The organism is Clostridium sp., from assembly GCF_032576335.1.
Classification (GTDB): Bacteria; Bacillota; Clostridia; order Oscillospirales; family Acutalibacteraceae; genus Faecalispora.
Window position 1 is genome coordinate 165,874 of the sequence record NZ_JAWFXC010000007.1, and the last position, 17,537, is coordinate 183,410.

Consider the following 17,537-nt stretch of genomic DNA (forward strand, 5'->3'; position numbering starts at 1 on the left):
CGGTTCCCCGGCATGCATCAAATGCCGGGGAACTTTTTATTTTTGCTCTCTACCATTCATTTTTTCGGCTTGACGCTCCAGCGTGGAGAGCTGTTGCAGACGTTTGTCCACCTCATCCATTTTGAGATACAGCAAAGCTTGGTTTTTTACAATGTTGTTTAGTGTGTGATTAATGAGCTTTAATTGCAAATTCTTTTTTTGATTCATGCATTATCCCTTCCTCGCCGAATTTCCTAATTTTTCCAGATGCTTATTTATTGTATCATGAAAGATTCGGTTGGAAAATCCATAAAACATCCCTTTTCAATGAAAATAGCAGAAAAGAAAAAAGGCCACTGCTCCCTAAACTGGGAGACAGTAGCCTTTTCAACTGGTTTTATTTATTTTCTTTTGCGGAGGTTAAGCCGACCACTTGGTCAACCGGCAAAGAAAATACAAATGCGTCGGCATCAGTACCCGAGCCATGTACTTTCATAACAGCCTGCATAATACCGTTTTTCAGCGATTGCTGGGTCAAAATTAGAATCAGCTCTTTTTCAGGCTTTAACGTCATACCAAAAAAAGTCTCTAAATTTTCAAGTCCGGAGCCGGTTGCGTGAATTACCGTGCCGCCGGTTGCTCCAGCCGCTTTCGCAGCCTCCATAATTTCAGCGGAAAAGCCTTGGTTCGCAATCACGAGTATCATACTGTGTGCAAAAAGTTGTTCCATTAGAACCTCCTAAACAGTCAAATAGTTTCTTTTCCCGGAAAGGGGGTCGTCTATTTATTTTCATCTTGAGTCAAGTTTACCGTTTCTTTTTCCGGTTCCTCTTGCAAAGCTTCATTTTCTTCGGGTTCCGTTTGCGGGTCTAATGTGTTCCGTGCGATATCCGGCTCAGGTTTTATTTCGAAAAGCGCAGGCTCGGAATCGCCGCCAATCTCCATATCGATAATCAAATCATCCGGCGAATCGGCAATCTGGGGCTCAAGCAGAGCTGCCTTACGGCTCTTATGCTGGAACAATATGCCAATACCCTGAATGGTAATGAGGGGGAGTGTGGCGATCATAGCTATCATACCGAATGCGTCGGTCATCACGTTACCACCGAGCGTCTCGCACACGCCAACACCAAAGGGGAGCAAGAATGCGCCCGCCATTGTACCCGCGGCAACTCCGCCGGAATCAAACGCAATGGCTGTAAATACTTTGGGTGTAAATTTCGTTTGAACGAGTGCAATCACATAGCAGGGTAATAAGAAATACCAAATATTAATTTGGAACATAATTCGCAGCATGGCAAGGCATACCGCGAGACTTACACCTACCGAAAGCCCCACCTGCATCACACGTTGTGAGATAGCACCACTGGTAATATCCTCAACCTGCTTGTTTAGTATATACACAGCAGGCTCTGCCGCGACAATGAAAAAGCCCAATAAAGCAGCAAGCGGAATCAAGATCCAATTATGAGTAAAGGAGGCAATATGGCTGCCCAAAAAACGGCCAACGGGCATGAACCCAACGTTAACGCCGGTTAAAAAAATAGATAGCCCAAGTATCGTATACAAAATACCCACCATAATTTTAATCATTTTGGTGCGGGCAAGCTTTAACCGGAGAATTTGGAACAATATAAATATGGTTAAAATGGGTAGCAATACCGTAACAACCTCTTTTAAAGAGCCGACAAACTGTGTTGCATAAAGCGCAGGAATCTGGCTAATGGTTTCAAGCTCTGCGGGGGATTCAAACGCAAAGCCGGAAGAGGATGAATCGTAAAATATTCCCAAAAATAGAACGGCTATAATAGGGCCGATGGAGCACAGCGCGCACAAGCCAAAGCTATCTTCTTCACTGTTTTTACTGGAAAGAACAGTAGAAATACCCATGCCGAGAGCCAGTATAAACGGTACGGTAATGGGGCCCGTGGTTACACCGCCGGAATCAAAGGCTACTGCTAAGAAATCAGGAGAAAAAATTCCTGCCACTAAAAACACCAAAGCGTAGGATACGATGAACAAGCGCGATAAACTAATTTGGAATACAATGCGCATGAGTGCAAGCACCAGAAAAGCTCCTGCACCGAACGCGACTGCACCAACCAAAACTTCGTCTGGTACAGCGGGAACCTGTTTGGTAAGTACCTGCAAATCTGGCTCTGCAATGGTAACTACTACACCTATTAGAAAACCGCCCCCAGCAATCCATCCAATTTTTTTGGACCGCGTCAGCTCAGACCCAATTGCTTCTCCAATGGGGAGAATAGCCATGTCGGAACCAAGCGTGAAAATGCCTAGGCCAATAACCAAAAGCACCGCACCGGTTATAAACAAAGCGACGGTGGTTAAGGGCAGTATAAATGAGAAGGCAAGAACTATGGCGCAGATAGGCAAAACAGATAGGGTAGATTCCTTCAATGAGTCAATTAAAATGTCTCTCATTCCTTACTTCCTTTCGCATCTATTTTTTAGATCGCGTCTTTTTCGGCCGCCAGCGAAAGAAAAGGGGTCGGTGGCATGGCAAAAAAGACCGATCCGGAATCTCAAAAATGGTTAGGTTACTTAACTAGTATAACATAGATTATAGAGTGAGAAAAGGCTTTCTTTCCTACATCGTTCTCAAAATAACATCATTTTAAGAAAAATAGAGTAAAAAATCCCTCTATACTCTCCGTTTCAGGAGCAGAATAGAGGGGATTGAGTCTGAGAAGGGAGTAATTTTACATCCAGTTCTTTTTTGCGGCAACCAAAGTGGTAAGGTAGCCGAATACAATGCTGCTGTAATATGCTAAAATGCGCCATAGCAATATAGCCGGGAAGATGGCGGAACCAAACATGTCGTGGAAGAACAGGAAAAAGCCACCCTCCGCACCACCGGAAGAGCCGGGTAAGGGTACAAAAGCCGCTGCCATGGTTACAAATGTATCGGCAGCCATCATGGTGTAAAAGGGTGCCCCGTGCAGATTAAAACTCTGGTGAATAAAATAGGGGATAATGCTTGCACAAGTAATTTGCACCAAAGTGAGCAATGCGGATTTTACATACAGAGCGGTAGAGCGCCCCATTAACGTGGCTCCGTCATGGAACGCATAAAGTTGACTGCGAATTTTACGGTACAGGCGCTTAGGGTGCTTGCACCATTTCATACGAAGAATTACCGCCATTAAAAAACGCAGAAGCTTTTGAGTAAGGCGGGAGTTAAACATTACGATAAGGATAACGCCAATAATGGCCATGTTAATGACTAAGGTAAGAATGATTACAAGGAAGATATTATCCAGCACTGCTTGAAAATATTGAAATTCAGTAGCGATAAAAAAGAGGCAGTACACCATCATTACAATTTGGTAGATTAAAGATTTTAGCGCAATTACTGCGCTGGATGCGCCCGCACTCATTCCCATGCGGTCCATTGTGTAAATCTCCATTGGCTCACCGGCTGAAAAAGGAGTAAGCGCGCTGTATAAAAAGCCGACCATACCAACCGTAAAGGATTTTCGAAATGTCCACGATGGGTCCAAATGGTGCGACAACAGGTAGAGTACATAGCCCTCAATCGCGTAGCGTGCCATTACAGCAAGCAGGGCTACCCACAGCCACCATACTTTTATATTCTTCGATATCTCCATTAAGGTATTAAGGCCATCGGTTGTTAAAATGAAGTATACGATAACTCCAATGGATAAAATCAGTGTAATGGTAGTAAACCATTTTTTCTGTTTTTCTCTCTTGGGGTCTACAGCTTTTTGTTGATTGGAAGGTGAGCTTTGCAAACTTCCAGCCTCCTTTCCCGCTTGGTTTGGTTTATAGAAACCAAACTAGCCTTTGTGTTATGCCAATATATTTGAGACAATAAAGCAATATCGGTTATGTTGCTGCTTTGAATTCAACCATAAAAGATACAATTTGCAATATTGCTGTAATATCTATTTAAAAAACACACAATTTTTATTATATCATTAAATTTAACATTCGCCAATAAAAAACTTGGGTTGAGCGAGTGTGCGAAGTCTTATGATTAAAGAAAGAGAGCAGAACCACATTTATTATTACCGAATCTCAAAAAGTTTACAAGTGTTTACTTATGAACATAATGATGCAAACGCAAAAAATCCGCAGATTTTGATGAAACAAAGCAAATCTACCAAAGTAGTATTGCACGGTTAACACCAAAATCTGCGGAAAAATCCAAAATTATTTCGTATTCAAGGCCCGCATAGCATTTAATACGGCAATTAAAGCGACACCAACATCCCCAAATACGGCAGCCCACATAGAAGCATACCCCAATGCGGCGAGGATTAAGATGATTGCCTTAACGCCAAGTGCAAACCAAATGTTTTGCCAAACAATGCTGCGGGTTTTCTTAGCGATTCGTACTGCGGTGGGTAGCTTAGAGAGCTCGTCGGTCATTAAAACAATGTCTGCAGCCTCTATTGCGGCATCCGAACCAATTCCGCCCATGGCAATGCCAATGTCTGCACGGGCAAGAACAGGGGCGTCATTAATGCCGTCCCCCACAAAGGCAAGCTTACCACCGGGTGATTTTTTGTTTTCCAGCAGCTCTACATGCTCCACCTTCTGGTCCGGCAAAAGCTCCGCATAAACGGTGTCGATTCCAATGCTTTGGGCAACACGCTCGCCAACAGCACGGCTGTCGCCGGTAAGCATGGCAATCGTGTGAACCCCAGTACGGCGAAGCTCTTCCACCGCTTGCTTGCTGTCTTCCTTAATTTCATCTGCAATTACAAGGCAGCCGGCATATTCGCCGTCAATAGCCAAATAGACAAGAGAGCCGGGGATGGAAACTGCTTCAAACGGAATGCTTTCCGATTCCATAAGGCGGCGGTTGCCTGCTAGAACCACTTTTCCATCGATGATTGCTCGAATGCCGTGACCGGCTATTTCCGTGCGCTCCATCTCCTTGCCGTCTTCAATGGACTGACCATATGCTTTTACAATGGACTGAGCAATGGGGTGGTTGGAAGCACTTTCCGCCAGAGCGGCGAAACGTAGGAGCTCATCCGGTTCTATTTTTACGGGCAGAATATCAGTTACGGTAAAGCTACCTTTGGTAAGTGTACCTGTTTTATCAAACACAACGGTGTCAAGGCCGTTAAGCGCTTCTAAATAGTTACTGCCTTTGATTAGGATTCCCTGACGGGAGGCTGCTCCAATGCCGCCAAAGAAGCCAAGAGGAATGGATATAACCAGTGCGCAAGGGCAAGAAACAACCAGAAATGCTAATGCACGGTAAATCCATGTGTTAAAGTCGGCTCCGGGGAGAACCAGAGGAGGAATGAGCGCCAATGCTATTGCCGCAAATACCACGACAGGGGTGTAATAGCGGGCGAATTTTGTGATGAAGTTCTCGGTGGGGGCTTTTTTGCCGCTTGCATTCTGAACCAATTCCAGAATACGAGAGGCTGTAGAATCCCCAAATTCCTTTTGAACCTCAATGGTAAGCAGACCGCTTTGGTTAATGGAGCCGGAAAGTACCTGACTGCCAGGCTGTACGTCTCTTGGTAAGGATTCACCAGTTAATGCGGAGGTGTCTAGCGAAGAGGTTCCCTGCACCACAACACCATCTAAAGGAATTTTTTCGCCCGTTTTAACAACAATCAAATCACCAACGCCAATTTCTTCCGGTGAAACGCGGCGTACCTCGTCACCCAGCTTTAGGTTAGCAAAATCGGGACGAATGTCCATCAATGCTTTAATGGAAGTACGGGAGCGGTTTACTGCAATGTCCTGAAACAGCTCTCCTACGCGGTAGAACAGCATAACGGCTACGCCTTCGGGGAATTCACCGATCGCAAATGCACCGATTGTGGCGACGGACATTAAAAAGTTCTCATCAAAAACCTGACCGCGCAAAATATTGCGCACGGCAATGAGAAGAATTTCACCTCCGATTAAAAGGTAAGCGGCAAAATAGAGGAGGAATGAGGGTAAAGCGGCCATAGGAAAGATCATACCGACTGCGAACAGTACGATGCCCACCGCAAGAAATATACGAGAGATTCGTTCCTTTTTTTCGTCCTCTTCGCCCTCGGTATCTTCTTCACGGAAAGCAACGGTTACATCCGGCTCCATTTCCTTAATAATTTGAATGGTTTCACGAGTTAATTCCGGCAGCTTTTCGCGATCCACAGCTTTTAACAGCACTCTCTGTGTGGAGAAGTTTACCTGAGCCTCCTGTACTCCACTGAGACTCTGAACTCGGCGTTCAATTTTTGCAGCGCAATCAGCGCAGTCTAAGCCCTTCAGGAATAAAATCCGTTCACCGGCTTGCGCAGCTTTGCGTTCGGTGAGGCGAATATCTGGTTCATGGCCCTTTGCAATCTCTTGCATCTTGGTTGAAAGTTCTGGGAAACGCTGTTCGTCTAAAAGCTCAACTCGTAATGTTTTTGAAACAAAATCGAGCGAAGCGGCTGAAATGCCCTCCAGCTTTCCTACCTCGTGCTCAATTTCTGCCGCGCAGTGTGCACAGCCTAAGTTTTCTACCGCAAATTCCTTCGTAGCCATTTATGAATTCCCACCCTTCTTTATTTGTTATTTCTCTTTAATGTGGGTTAGACCCAAACTTAAAATCGCTTCAATATGCTCATCGTCCAGAGAATAATAAATCACTTTACCGGCTCTGCGAGACTTTACCAAGCGTGCCTGTTTTAAAACACGAAGCTGGTGTGAAATTGCAGACTGCGATATTTCCAAAAGCTCGGCAATATCGCATACACAAAGCTCGGTAGAAAGAAGAGCGCATACAATTTTAACTCTTGTAGAATCACCAAATATACGAAAAAAATCAGCGAGGTCAAGCAGGTGCTCTTCTTTGGGCATTTTCTCTTTTGCTTGCTGAATGGACTCCGGGTGTATGCCGGCTAGTTCACAATGATCCATCTCTTCTAATCTATCTGTCATTTTATAAAACTCCTTTGCACATATGAACATATGAATAACTGTTCATATGTATTATATGTAGAAGCGATGAAAAAGTCAATACAACAAAGAGAACTTTATTACTTTCCCGAATTCTCTTCTAAAAAGTGGGGACTGTTTTTTTTGAAGGCATAATGTTATAATAACCCCAGCTATGTAGCTATGGGAAAATGGATAGAATATTTAAAAAGTTTTTTGCTGATTTGTGATGGAATCATGTAAGTCATAACGATTGTGCATGGCTATCATTCGTATTTTATGGAGCATTTTTTAGCAAAAGCCAGGTAGAAATGATTTGAATTCTATAAAAATATGGTATAATTACAGATTAGTTATAGTATGATTCCCAGCTAGATTGGGTACATCATTAGAAAGTATTTTTATTGGCAGTTAGCAATGAAAGGACGTGTAAAGATGAGGAAACGGGTGATTGCCGCCATAATGGCCTTGGCTCTGCTGTGCACCGGCTGTTCTTCGGTTAGCCTAGACCCTCAAACTCTCATGCGTCCACCGCGTGCAACTGGCAATAAGGAGCAGATTCATAAGGTGCTGGAGAAGAAAACGAATAACCAGCTCAAGCTAAGCTACCCGAGCCGTGGGGATTACCGCTCGGCTATTTTAATGTGGGATTTAACGGGTGACGGTGTAGAGGATGCCATTGCCCTGTACCAAAATACCGACCAAAAGGGTGGTCTTACCATATCGTTTATTCGTGGTGGGACTGAAACTTGGGCGGAAGTTGGCTCTTTTAATAATCCAGCTACCCAAGTGGATAAGATCTGCTTTGGAGACGTAAACCGGGATGGCATGGATGATGTGATTGTGGGGTGGGGCAGTGTGCTCAACCAAACCTCATCCATCAGCATTTATTCGTACCACGACGGTAAAATGACCGAGCTTTCTTATAATCAGCCTTATAATGAAATGGAGGTTCGAGATTTTGATGGTGATACCAACGACGAAATCTTTACGGCTTCTGTCTCAACGCCGGAGCAAAGTGCGATTGCCCGCCTTCTTCGCGTAACAGACAATATGGTTGAGACCATTGGCTCCGCGCATTTGGATACGGGCGTTACCAAATACGCTTCCATTACGGCGGGCATGATTAACACCTCTCAATATGGTATAGTACTTGACGGAGTGAAGGCCGGGGGCAACTATATTACGGAAGTACTATTTTGGGATGAGAAGAAAAAGCTGCTGCAGTCACCGTTTTTTGCTTCAGGGGCTCAAAATGGAAATTACACACAGCGAACCACTAACGTTACGGCGCGAGATATTAACGGGGATACACTCATTGAAATACCCGTGGTCAATTCTCTTCCGGGCTATTCCCTGCCGTTACCAGATGAAGCATGTGCGATGACCAACTGGTACCGATACGAAAGCTCAAAAAACACATTGCATCGTGTCATGAGCATGGTCATTAACCAAAAGAGTGGTTATTGGGTGCTTGTGCCGGATATGTGGAGAGAAACAGAGATAAAATTTACAGTGAAAGTTGACCGTGAAACGCGTTCACTTACGTTCTACAAATGGATTCCTGCCAGTAATGCCGCCAGCAATGTGATAAATAAATCCACTGCTGGTACAGTGGGCACCGCCTTAGTCAAAATTCAGGAATTTACGGAGCAAGAGTGGGATGCCGGTGTGGTAACAAACGGTTTTTACAAGCTAGCGGAGAAGAACTCGACTGTTTACGCTGCCTCCGTTTTGCAGCCGGATGACCCGCTCGCACCAAATATAAATGATATTTCAAATAGCTTCCGGTTGATTGCACCGCAGGATTAAAATACGCAGAGGAGGAATGAGACCTTGAAGAGAATATTGGTTGCGGAGGACGAACAGACCATTCGCGAATTTGTGGTTATTAACCTCAAGCGTGCAGGCTATGAGGTAACAGAGGCAGAGAATGGAGACCAAGCCTTGGCCGTATATGAGCAGGAAAATGGCATGTTTGATCTTGCCATACTTGATATTATGATGCCAGGCCAGCACGACGGCCTCGCTGTTTGCCGCGAGCTGCGGCAGAAAAGTGGCTCCATCGGGATTATTCTGCTCACTGCCAAAACGCAGGAGATGGATAAGGTGAGCGGACTGATGATGGGTGCGGACGATTACGTGACAAAGCCTTTTTCCCCCAGTGAATTGGTTGCAAGGGTGGATGCCGTGTACCGCCGTGTGGCACTGGCAGAAATGAGAAGTGGCAACAATTTTCGGGAAGAGATTCGTTCTGGTATTTTCTCGCTGAATCTACGCAACCGTGCTTTAATGAAAGATAACGTGCCAATCGAACTAACGCAGGTGGAATTTCAAATTATGGAGTATTTCTTCTCAAACCCCGGCAAAGCGCTGGATCGCTCCGATATTCTAAAGCATGTTTGGGGTGACGCGTACTACGGGGAAGAAAAGATTGTAGACGTAAATATTCGCCGTCTGCGAATGAAAATTGAGGATGAACCGTCGAACCCCAAGCACATTGTAACAGTATGGGGTTTGGGCTATAAGTGGGAGGCATAAAACTGGTTTTGTAGCCCAAAGGATAAAACCAGTTTGGTAACGCCCAAATACTAAGAAAAAGACTCTGCCAACTACAGGGGAGCTGCAAACCGGAAATTTTCAAATGCAGGTTATAAAACAAGAAAGGAGAGCGGAAAAATGAAGATTTGGGGCATTACCCGGCGCTGGATACTCAACAGCCTCGGTATTATTCTTCTGGTTCTTTCCGCATTAATCCTTTCTCTTTCTTTGGTAGTGCAGGGGTACGTTTATAATGGTATTCAGCAAACCATTAACGGGCGTTCGGATGAACTTACTAACCTCTTTTCAGGCTACAATAACAAGACTTCAACGGAGTTTTCCACTGTTGCGCGCGCTTATGTTCAAAACTCTGCAAGCAAACAGATGATGGAAATGATGGTCTTAAGCTCCTCCGGCCGTATTCTCGTTACTTCCACCGGCTTTCCACCTGACCAAGATCAGGCGATGCCTGATGCAAAAATAGCGCAAGAAAGCAAGGATAGCTACGGTACTTGGCAAGGGCGGCTTTCTTCCGGCGAAAAGGTGATGGCTGTTACCAGAGTCATTCGCAGCCAAAACGGTACACCGCTTGGCAGCATTCGTTATATTGTATCCTTGGAGGAAGCGGATCGGCAGATTCTAACCATTGTTGGTGCTCTTCTTGCTCTGGGTTTTCTGGTCATCCTGTTTGTGGTGTTTTCCAGTACGTATTTTATTAAGTCGATAGTCGACCCCATCAAGCTCATCAGTGCTACGGCAAAGCGGATTGCACAAGGTGATTTTGACGCGCGCATTCAAAACAACCAGAACGATGAGATTGGCGAGCTATGCGAAACAGTCAACCGGATGGCGGTTGAACTAGGCACGGCTGAAAAAATGAAAAATGATTTTATCTCCTCGGTTTCCCATGAGCTGCGAACCCCTCTTACCGCGATTAAGGGTTGGGCGGAAACGTTGCAGAGCATGGATGATGCAGAGCGCGATACGTATGAGAAAGGAATGGGCGTTATCATTCGTGAATCGGAGCGGCTTTCGGGAATTGTTGAGGAGCTTCTCGACTTCTCCCGTATGCAGAATGGCCGCATGACGCTGATGATGGACAAGATTGATATTCTTGCCGAGCTAGGTGAAGCGGTTTATATGTTTACCGACCGTGCACAGGCAGAGGGAAAATTCCTGGTGTATGAAGAACCACCTCTGCTGACTCCGGTATTGGGTGATATTAACCGCCTACGCCAGGTGTTTGTCAATATTATTGATAATGCTCTTAAATATACAAAAGAAGGCGATACCGTTACCGTAACCGCAGAAGAGGCCAACGGTAAAATCCGTGTTGTGATTAGTGATACGGGCTGCGGTATTTCAGCAAAGGACCTCCCCAATGTAAAAAAGAAGTTTTACAAAGCAAATCAAACGGTGCGCGGCTCCGGTATTGGGTTGGCACTGGCAGACGAAATTATGCGCCTGCATGATGGCCGACTGCAAGTGGAAAGCCAAGAGGATGTGGGAACCGTGGTTACCATTACAATCCCAACACTTAGGCAGTCACTGCCGGAAATAAAGCCGGCTGCTGCGACGGAAGAAAGGAATTCCGAACAAAATGGCTAGAGAAAAAACAAAATTAATTACAAGCATCGGCGGGCAAGCTGTTATGGAGGGCGTAATGATGCAAGGCCCCTTCAAAACCGCCTTGGCCGTTCGAATGCCAGACAACACTGTTTCTACGGAACAAATTGCAACAAACCGCCTGCGGGATCGCCACAGCCTGCTGCGCTTACCTATTATACGTGGTGTGGCAGGATTCATAGATGCACTGGTTGTCGGCTATAAGGCACTGAGCATTTCCGCAGAAAAATCGGGGATTGAGGATGATGAGACCCCCTCCAAGTTTGACCAATGGATGCAGCGCGTGTTTGGTGATAAGCTAATGAACGCGATTATGACCTTAAGTGCCGTTTTGGGAGTGCTCATTTCGGTGCTGCTGTTTTTCTGGCTCCCAACCTGGCTATTTAACCAAGGGCAAGCGCATTTGTGGGGTGAGGGGTTTGCCTCATGGCGATCGGTGTTTGAGGGCTTTTTAAGAATCGCAATCTTTATTGGGTACATTGCATTTTGCGCGAGTCTGCCGGATATTAAACGCGTGTTTCAATATCACGGGGCTGAACATAAGACAATTTTTTGCTACGAAAATGAAGAGGAGCTTACGGTGGAAAATGTTCGCCGCCACCAGCGCTTTCACCCGCGCTGCGGTACTAGCTTCATGGTGATTATGCTGCTGCTTGGCATTATTGCAGGCTACTTTATTCCGTTTACCAATCCCTTTGTTCGCAGTGCGGCAAAAATACTGTGCGTACCGCTGTTAATGGGTGTAGGCTACGAGCTAATTCGCTTGTGCGGCAAACATGACAATCTTTTTACCCGTATTATTTCGGCGCCGGGCATGTGGATGCAGCGCCTGACTACCAAAGAGCCGGATGACTCCATGATTGAAGTTGCCATCAGTGCAATGAAAGAAGTCATTCCGGAAAACGGAGAGGACCGAATTGTAAGATGACCTTTCAACAGGCCTATCAGGAAGGCAAAAATCGATTGCAGAACGCAGGGATAGACAGCCCTGCGTTCGATACGATTTGCTTGTTTCGTCGTGCCTTTGGTATGGACCGACAAGGCCTTTTGCTGCGCGGGGCGGAAGAAGCTCCGGTAACGCAAGCCGACGCGTTTTTTCACACCATTGACCAGCGGTGTTCCCGCCGCCCTCTGCAATATATATTGGGAGAATGGGAGTTTTTCGGAATGCGCCTTGCCGTAGGCGAAGGTGTGCTGATTCCAAGGGAAGAAACTGAGCTTCTTGTTTACATAGCAGCCGAGCTACTCAGCGGGCATCCCGCACCACATGTGGCAGATTTATGTGCCGGCACGGGTGCCGTTGGGTTGGGGATTTCTTGCCTGCGCAGCGATGCACGGGTTGCCTGTTTGGAATGGTATGAGCAGGCATATTCTTATTTGCAGAAGAATTTAGAGCAGTTCGGGGAAGAGCGAGTAACTGCAGTGCGTGCCGATATTACACATGCTGACTCTGCCCCGGAGCTTACCAATTTGAGCGCCATAGTGTCAAACCCTCCCTATATCGATTCTGCGGAGCTTCCACTTTTGCAAAAGGAAGTACAAGCTGAACCCGTTACTGCATTGGATGGGGGAAATGATGGCCTCGATTTTTACCGTTCCATTGCAAATGTTTGGTTCCCTCGGTTAAAGCAGGGCGGAATTGTTGCTGTAGAGATTGGGGAAACACAAGCAGAGGCGGTGTCTGCATTGTTCCGCAAAGCGGGGCTAATGCGCATTCAGGTTCACCAGGATTTTAACGGATTTGACCGCGTAGTGTCTGGTGTGTACCGCGGTAAATAATAAGATATTAAGGCACAAAACAAAACGTTCGTTCGATTTTTTCGCCAAATCCATTGATTTTATATTATGAATACAGTATAATTAATTTAGATTTTCACCGACACCCAACGGTATAGGTATGCCGTTGGGAAAAGTGTATTGCGCCTGCGGTCGGTATGTAAGGCTATCAATTATTTGGGCGATTTAAAATAGAGAGCGGAGGAGTTTTTCCATGGCAGTGGATAGAAGCAAGGCACTGGACACAGCATTGGCACAAATCGAAAAGCAGTTTGGCAAAGGTGCCGTTATGCGCTTGGGTCAAAATCAGGCAATGCAGGTGGAAGCGATCTCCACCGGCTCTTTTTCTTTGGATATGGCGCTGGGAATCGGCGGCTTGCCCAGAGGGCGCATTGTAGAGGTATATGGGCCGGAATCCTCCGGTAAAACCACGCTGGCACTGCACTGCATTGCGCAGGGGCAAAAAAACGGTGGCTATGCCGCATTTATTGACGTGGAGCATGCGCTTGACCCTATTTATGCGCGCGCCCTTGGTGTAGATGTGGACGCGCTCCTCGTTTCTCAGCCAGATACGGGCGAGCAGGCTCTCGAAATTACCGAGGCGCTTGTGCGTTCCGGTGCGATTGATGTTATCGTGGTAGACTCCGTTGCGGCTCTTGTTCCCCGTGCAGAAATTGAGGGAGACATGGGCGATTCCCACGTTGGCTTGCAGGCTCGCTTAATGTCGCAGGCACTGCGTAAGCTGGCGGGTGCGATTTCCAAATCGAACTGCGTTGCCATCTTTATCAACCAGCTTCGTGAAAAAGTGGGTGTTATTTATGGCAGCCCGGAGGTGACTCCCGGTGGTCGAGCACTCAAATTTTACGCTTCTGTACGAGTTGATATTCGCAAGATTGAAACGCTGAAAAACGGAACGGAACAGATTGGCTCGCGTACCCGTGCAAAGGTGGTTAAGAATAAAATTGCACCGCCTTTCCGTGAAGCGGAGTTCGATGTTATGTATGGTCAAGGTATTTCCCGCGAGGGAGAAATACTCGATCTCGCTTCTAAGATTGATATTGTTCAGAAGAGCGGCGCTTGGTTCTCTTATGGAGAAACCCGTTTGGGTCAGGGGCGCGACAATTCCAAGGAATTCCTGAAGAACAACCCTGAGATTTGCGCTGAAATTGAGCAGAAGCTGCGCGATAACGCTGACCGCTTGCCTGCAAAGGCATCCGGTTCGCCCAAAAAGCCAGCGGCACCCTCTGTACCTACGGAGGTGGCAAAGCCGGTGGAAGAAGCCGCGCCTGCAAAGCCGGCTCCGGCGGGAAGAGCATCTTCCAAAGCGAATATTGATATTTTGGTAGATGACTAATGCAAATTACGGCAATCCGAGAACATCGTAAGGGGCTTTCCCTTTTGGTGCTGGATGGAGAACCGGCAATGAAGCTCGATTCCGGCTTGCTTTACCGTGAGGGAATTCGTGTAGGCGCAGAGCTTTCAGACGAAGAGCTGTACCGCCTTTGCCAAGAATCGAGTGAGGTGCGGGCAAAAGAAAAAGCACTGTACCTGCTTGAACATCGGCCACATTTTAAACGGGAGTTGGAAGAAAAGCTACGTCGAGACTACCCCGCAGAGGCCGCAAAATGGGCGGCTGACCGTATGGAAGAACTGGGGCTGCTCGACGATGCCGCCTGCGGGCGCCAGCTTGCAGGGGAGCTTTTAAACCGCAAGGGCTTTTCGGCGTCACGTGCTCGTTTAGAGCTGTGCCGCAAGGGCTTAGATTCTGCGTTAGCGCAGGAAATCATCGAAGAGCTTGCGCCCGAGCCGGAAGAAAAAATACAGCAGATATTAGAAAAGAAGTACCCTCTAGCCGCAAGGGATGAAAAACAGCGGCGCAGAGCAGTGAACGCTTTGCAGCGGATGGGGTATCGCCTGCCGGAGATTTGGCAGGCGCTGCGCTGTCTGGACGAAACCATAGAATTGGATGAGGAGCAAATATGGCAATAACAGTGGGAATGGTCAGCTTAGGCTGTGCAAAAAACCGGGTAGACGGAGAAATGATTATGGCAACCCTCAAAAACGAGGGTTTTTCTTTGGTAGGTGACGCGGCATTGGCCGATGTAGCGATTGTGAATACCTGCGGGTTCATTGATGACGCAAAGCAAGAGTCCATCGATGAAATTCTGGAGCTGGCAAGGCTTAAAAAAGAGGGGCAAATTCGTGCAATCGTGGTAACGGGCTGTATGGCAGAGCGCTACCGAGAAGAAATTCGCAAAGAACTGCCGGAGGCAGACGCGGTTATTGGCATTGGCGCCAATACCGAGATTGCCGACATCATCCGTAAAACACTGGAGGGGCAAAACCCCGAATCCTTCCCGCCCAAAAACCGTTTGCCCCTGTATGGCGAGCGTGTGCACTCCACCCCCAGCTACATGTCTTATATTAAGGTAGCAGAGGGCTGCGACAGCCACTGTGCATACTGTGCCATCCCCATGATTCGTGGGCGCTACCGCAGCCGCCCCATGGAGAGTATTGTGGAAGAAGCCAAGAGCCTTGCGGCAGACGGCACAAAAGAGCTGATTCTAATTGCGCAGGATACCAGCCGTTACGGGGAAGACCTTTACGGCCGCTTGGCTTTGCCTGAACTGCTTGACCAACTGTGTGAAATCGACGGGTTACGCTGGATTCGTCTGCTATACTGTTACCCAGATTATATTACCGATGAGCTTTTGAATACGATGGCTCGGCAGGAGAAAGTGGCAAAGTACATTGACCTGCCGCTTCAGCATGTGTCTGGCAGAATGCTAAAATCGATGTATCGCGGCGGCGACCGCGCTTCTATTACGGCATTGCTGCATAAAATCCGTGAGCGTGTGCCGGGCATCACCCTGCGAACCACACTGATTACCGGCTTCCCCGGTGAAACCGAAGAGGATTTTACAGAGCTTTCCGAGTTTGTAAAAGAGATTCGCTTCCACCGCATGGGCTGTTTTGCCTATTCCCGTGAAGAGGGTACTGCCGCGGCAAAAATGCCGAATCAGGTGGAAGATGAGGTCAAGCTGCACCGCCGTGATTTACTTATGGAACAGCAAATGCGCATTATGGAAGAGCAGTGTCAGAAGAGAATCGGAGACACTATTTTGGTCATGACCGAAGGCTTCGACCGTTACGCGGAGTGTTGGTTTGGCCGCAGTGAACAGGACGCGCCCGAGATTGACGGTAAGGTGTTCTTCTTTGCCAAAGAGCAAAAGCCATACCCCGGGCAGTTTGTCCGTGTGAAAATCACGAACTCGATTGAGTGTGATTTGATTGGGGAAGTGGAGGAGCTGTTATGAATCTGCCCAACAAGCTGACCATGTTTCGTTTAATATTGGTTCCGTTTTTTGTGGTAGTCCTGCTGAATTCATCGTTGCCGCACCACTACTTAATGGCATTGCTTCTATTTGCAGTGGCGTCGTATACCGATCATCTGGATGGAATGCTGGCTCGCAAAAACAACCAGATAACCGACTTTGGTAAATTTATGGACCCTCTTGCAGACAAAGTGCTGGTCATTTCTGCCTTGGTCTGCTTTGTGGAGCTGCACCTTGCCAATGTGTGGCTGGTACTGCTGATTATCGCCCGCGAATTTATGGTTACTTCCATTCGTCTCGTTGCGGCAGATAAAGGGCAGGTAATTGCCGCAAATAATTGGGGCAAGGCAAAAACCGTAAGCCAAATCATCGCGATTTTGGCTGTGCTCATTCTGCAATATGGGGCAGAGCTTTCCGATATGGGAGTAAATCTTCCCGTTGCGGTAACCGAACAGGCGGCTACGGTGCTCGGGCAGTTCTTAATTTTGGTAGCGACCATACTCTCGGTACTGTCTGGCGCTATTTACTTAAAACAAAACTGGCATGTTGTAAAATCAGCCGCATAAATAATAAAAAAGCTTTCTTCTTTTGGAAGAAAGCTTTTTGAGTTTAGATAAAGTTTTTATATCGTGAGAGGCGTAAAATGAGTGTAGATTTGAGTTTTTGGAAATATAAAGCGGGAGTCGATCATGATAATGGAAAAGTATATCAAATGGCTTGTTGTGATGGCATAATTTTATATGAACTCGAAACTCTCCCAATCAATGAAATATTCAATAAAATTTCTTACACTTTTTTTGACTGGACTATTCTTGACAAACACAATTATGAAAAAGAGGGACACGGTTCTTTTCAAATTTTTTCAACTTCACAGGCAGTAAGATTTGATTGTTATGGCATGAATGAAAATGATATGAATTTGCTTATGGATATTTTAATCGATTCTGATTGTCCGTTATATGACCCTTCCATATCAACTCGGTTTGATTCATGGACAGATAGATAATACCTGCGAGTGCAAGATGATATTATCAAAAAAAGCTTTCTTCTTTCGAAGAAAGCTTTTTTGTTTCAAATTTTATAATTAAGCAAAATCAGTTTAAATGGGTATAAAAAAGCCGGATTCTAAAAATCCGACGAAATAATAGAAAATGTGATGATTTTTCCCATAATTACAATTTATGATTGCGTTATTTGGTAGAATGTGGTTTAATATATTTGTAAGGCACATATTAAGTGCAAAGCGAGGATGGGTGTTAGAGCACCCACCCCCTGCTACGGAGAGAAGACCTCCATAACAACAGCTTACGCTGCGGATTGCTTCACAATTATAACCCATTTGTTCCCACTTGTAAACAG

At 46.4% G+C, this 17,537-nt stretch carries 16 protein-coding genes; 10 read left to right on the forward strand and 6 right to left on the reverse strand.

Annotated features, from left to right (window positions below; all coding sequences use genetic code 11):
- Positions 1-36 precede the first annotated feature (36 nt).
- The 6 genes from E7L17_RS10385 to E7L17_RS10410 form a co-directional block, all read right to left on the reverse strand.
- Positions 37-207, reverse strand: coding sequence for a hypothetical protein (locus E7L17_RS10385; RefSeq protein ID WP_316323171.1), 171 nt, complete (start codon positions 205-207; stop codon positions 37-39).
- 169 nt (positions 208-376) lie between these two features.
- Entirely contained in the window at positions 377-709 is a 333-nt protein-coding gene (locus E7L17_RS10390; protein ID WP_085832527.1) for a P-II family nitrogen regulator, read from the reverse strand.
- Positions 710-759: 50 nt separating this feature from the next.
- Entirely contained in the window at positions 760-2,421 is a 1,662-nt protein-coding gene (locus E7L17_RS10395; protein ID WP_316323172.1) for a DUF1538 domain-containing protein, read from the reverse strand.
- 278 nt (positions 2,422-2,699) lie between these two features.
- Positions 2,700-3,752 (reverse strand): lysylphosphatidylglycerol synthase transmembrane domain-containing protein, encoded by a 1,053-nt coding sequence (locus E7L17_RS10400; protein ID WP_316323173.1) that lies wholly within the window; start codon positions 3,750-3,752, stop codon positions 2,700-2,702.
- 421 nt (positions 3,753-4,173) lie between these two features.
- A complete protein-coding gene (locus E7L17_RS10405; protein WP_316323174.1) occupies positions 4,174-6,507 on the reverse strand; it encodes a heavy metal translocating P-type ATPase in 2,334 nt (777 codons plus the stop codon).
- A 27-nt stretch (positions 6,508-6,534) separates the two neighbouring features.
- A complete protein-coding gene (locus E7L17_RS10410; protein WP_316323175.1) occupies positions 6,535-6,903 on the reverse strand; it encodes a metalloregulator ArsR/SmtB family transcription factor in 369 nt (122 codons plus the stop codon).
- A 432-nt stretch (positions 6,904-7,335) separates the two neighbouring features.
- Here E7L17_RS10410 and E7L17_RS10415 point away from each other — a divergent pair, with 432 nt between their 5' ends.
- The 10 genes from E7L17_RS10415 (at position 7,336) to E7L17_RS10460 (ending at position 17,184) form a co-directional block, all read left to right on the forward strand.
- The gene (locus E7L17_RS10415; protein WP_316323176.1) at positions 7,336-8,712 is read left to right on the forward strand and encodes a VCBS repeat-containing protein; all 1,377 of its coding nucleotides are present in this window, start codon (positions 7,336-7,338) and stop codon (positions 8,710-8,712) included.
- A gap of 24 nt (positions 8,713-8,736) precedes the next feature.
- The gene (locus tag E7L17_RS10420; protein ID WP_316323177.1) at positions 8,737-9,441 is read left to right on the forward strand and encodes a response regulator transcription factor; all 705 of its coding nucleotides are present in this window, start codon (positions 8,737-8,739) and stop codon (positions 9,439-9,441) included.
- 138 nt (positions 9,442-9,579) lie between these two features.
- Positions 9,580-11,049, forward strand: a complete 1,470-nt coding sequence (locus tag E7L17_RS10425; RefSeq protein ID WP_316323178.1) for a HAMP domain-containing sensor histidine kinase — start codon at positions 9,580-9,582, stop codon at positions 11,047-11,049.
- Entirely contained in the window at positions 11,042-11,995 is a 954-nt protein-coding gene (locus E7L17_RS10430) for a DUF1385 domain-containing protein (RefSeq protein ID WP_316323179.1), read from the forward strand. Before E7L17_RS10425 ends, E7L17_RS10430 begins: the two co-directional genes overlap by 8 nt.
- Positions 11,992-12,846 carry a peptide chain release factor N(5)-glutamine methyltransferase gene (gene prmC, locus E7L17_RS10435; protein ID WP_316323180.1) on the forward strand — a complete coding sequence of 285 codons (855 nt, stop codon included), beginning with the start codon at positions 11,992-11,994 and terminating at the stop codon, positions 12,844-12,846. The genes E7L17_RS10430 and prmC overlap by 4 nt, the downstream gene beginning before the upstream one ends.
- A gap of 211 nt (positions 12,847-13,057) precedes the next feature.
- On the forward strand, positions 13,058-14,197 hold the full coding sequence (gene recA, locus E7L17_RS10440; protein ID WP_316323181.1) for a recombinase RecA: 1,140 nt from the start codon (positions 13,058-13,060) through the stop codon (positions 14,195-14,197).
- The gene (locus E7L17_RS10445; RefSeq protein WP_316323182.1) at positions 14,197-14,832 is read left to right on the forward strand and encodes a regulatory protein RecX; all 636 of its coding nucleotides are present in this window, start codon (positions 14,197-14,199) and stop codon (positions 14,830-14,832) included. Before recA ends, E7L17_RS10445 begins: the two co-directional genes overlap by 1 nt.
- Positions 14,823-16,160 (forward strand): 30S ribosomal protein S12 methylthiotransferase RimO, encoded by a 1,338-nt coding sequence (gene rimO, locus E7L17_RS10450; protein WP_316323183.1) that lies wholly within the window; start codon positions 14,823-14,825, stop codon positions 16,158-16,160. Before E7L17_RS10445 ends, rimO begins: the two co-directional genes overlap by 10 nt.
- A complete protein-coding gene (gene pgsA, locus E7L17_RS10455; protein ID WP_316323184.1) occupies positions 16,157-16,744 on the forward strand; it encodes a CDP-diacylglycerol--glycerol-3-phosphate 3-phosphatidyltransferase in 588 nt (195 codons plus the stop codon). The genes rimO and pgsA overlap by 4 nt, the downstream gene beginning before the upstream one ends.
- Before the next feature lie 77 nt (positions 16,745-16,821).
- Positions 16,822-17,184, forward strand: coding sequence for a hypothetical protein (locus tag E7L17_RS10460; protein ID WP_316323185.1), 363 nt, complete (start codon positions 16,822-16,824; stop codon positions 17,182-17,184).
- Positions 17,185-17,537: the final 353 nt, after the last annotated feature.

Coding starts and splice junctions, on each gene's coding strand:
- E7L17_RS10425 (WP_316323178.1), top strand. CDS start 9,580: ATGAAGATTTGGGGCATTACCCGGCGCTGGATACTCAACAGCCTCGGT.
- E7L17_RS10445 (WP_316323182.1), top strand. CDS start 14,197: ATGCAAATTACGGCAATCCGAGAACATCGTAAGGGGCTTTCCCTTTTG.
- E7L17_RS10385 (WP_316323171.1), bottom strand. CDS start 207: ATGAATCAAAAAAAGAATTTGCAATTAAAGCTCATTAATCACACACTA.
- E7L17_RS10390 (WP_085832527.1), bottom strand. CDS start 709: ATGGAACAACTTTTTGCACACAGTATGATACTCGTGATTGCGAACCAA.
- rimO (WP_316323183.1), top strand. CDS start 14,823: ATGGCAATAACAGTGGGAATGGTCAGCTTAGGCTGTGCAAAAAACCGG.
- E7L17_RS10410 (WP_316323175.1), bottom strand. CDS start 6,903: ATGACAGATAGATTAGAAGAGATGGATCATTGTGAACTAGCCGGCATA.
- E7L17_RS10460 (WP_316323185.1), top strand. CDS start 16,822: ATGAGTGTAGATTTGAGTTTTTGGAAATATAAAGCGGGAGTCGATCAT.
- E7L17_RS10415 (WP_316323176.1), top strand. CDS start 7,336: ATGAGGAAACGGGTGATTGCCGCCATAATGGCCTTGGCTCTGCTGTGC.
- E7L17_RS10405 (WP_316323174.1), bottom strand. CDS start 6,507: ATGGCTACGAAGGAATTTGCGGTAGAAAACTTAGGCTGTGCACACTGC.
- E7L17_RS10430 (WP_316323179.1), top strand. CDS start 11,042: ATGGCTAGAGAAAAAACAAAATTAATTACAAGCATCGGCGGGCAAGCT.
- recA (WP_316323181.1), top strand. CDS start 13,058: ATGGCAGTGGATAGAAGCAAGGCACTGGACACAGCATTGGCACAAATC.
- pgsA (WP_316323184.1), top strand. CDS start 16,157: ATGAATCTGCCCAACAAGCTGACCATGTTTCGTTTAATATTGGTTCCG.
- E7L17_RS10395 (WP_316323172.1), bottom strand. CDS start 2,421: ATGAGAGACATTTTAATTGACTCATTGAAGGAATCTACCCTATCTGTT.
- prmC (WP_316323180.1), top strand. CDS start 11,992: ATGACCTTTCAACAGGCCTATCAGGAAGGCAAAAATCGATTGCAGAAC.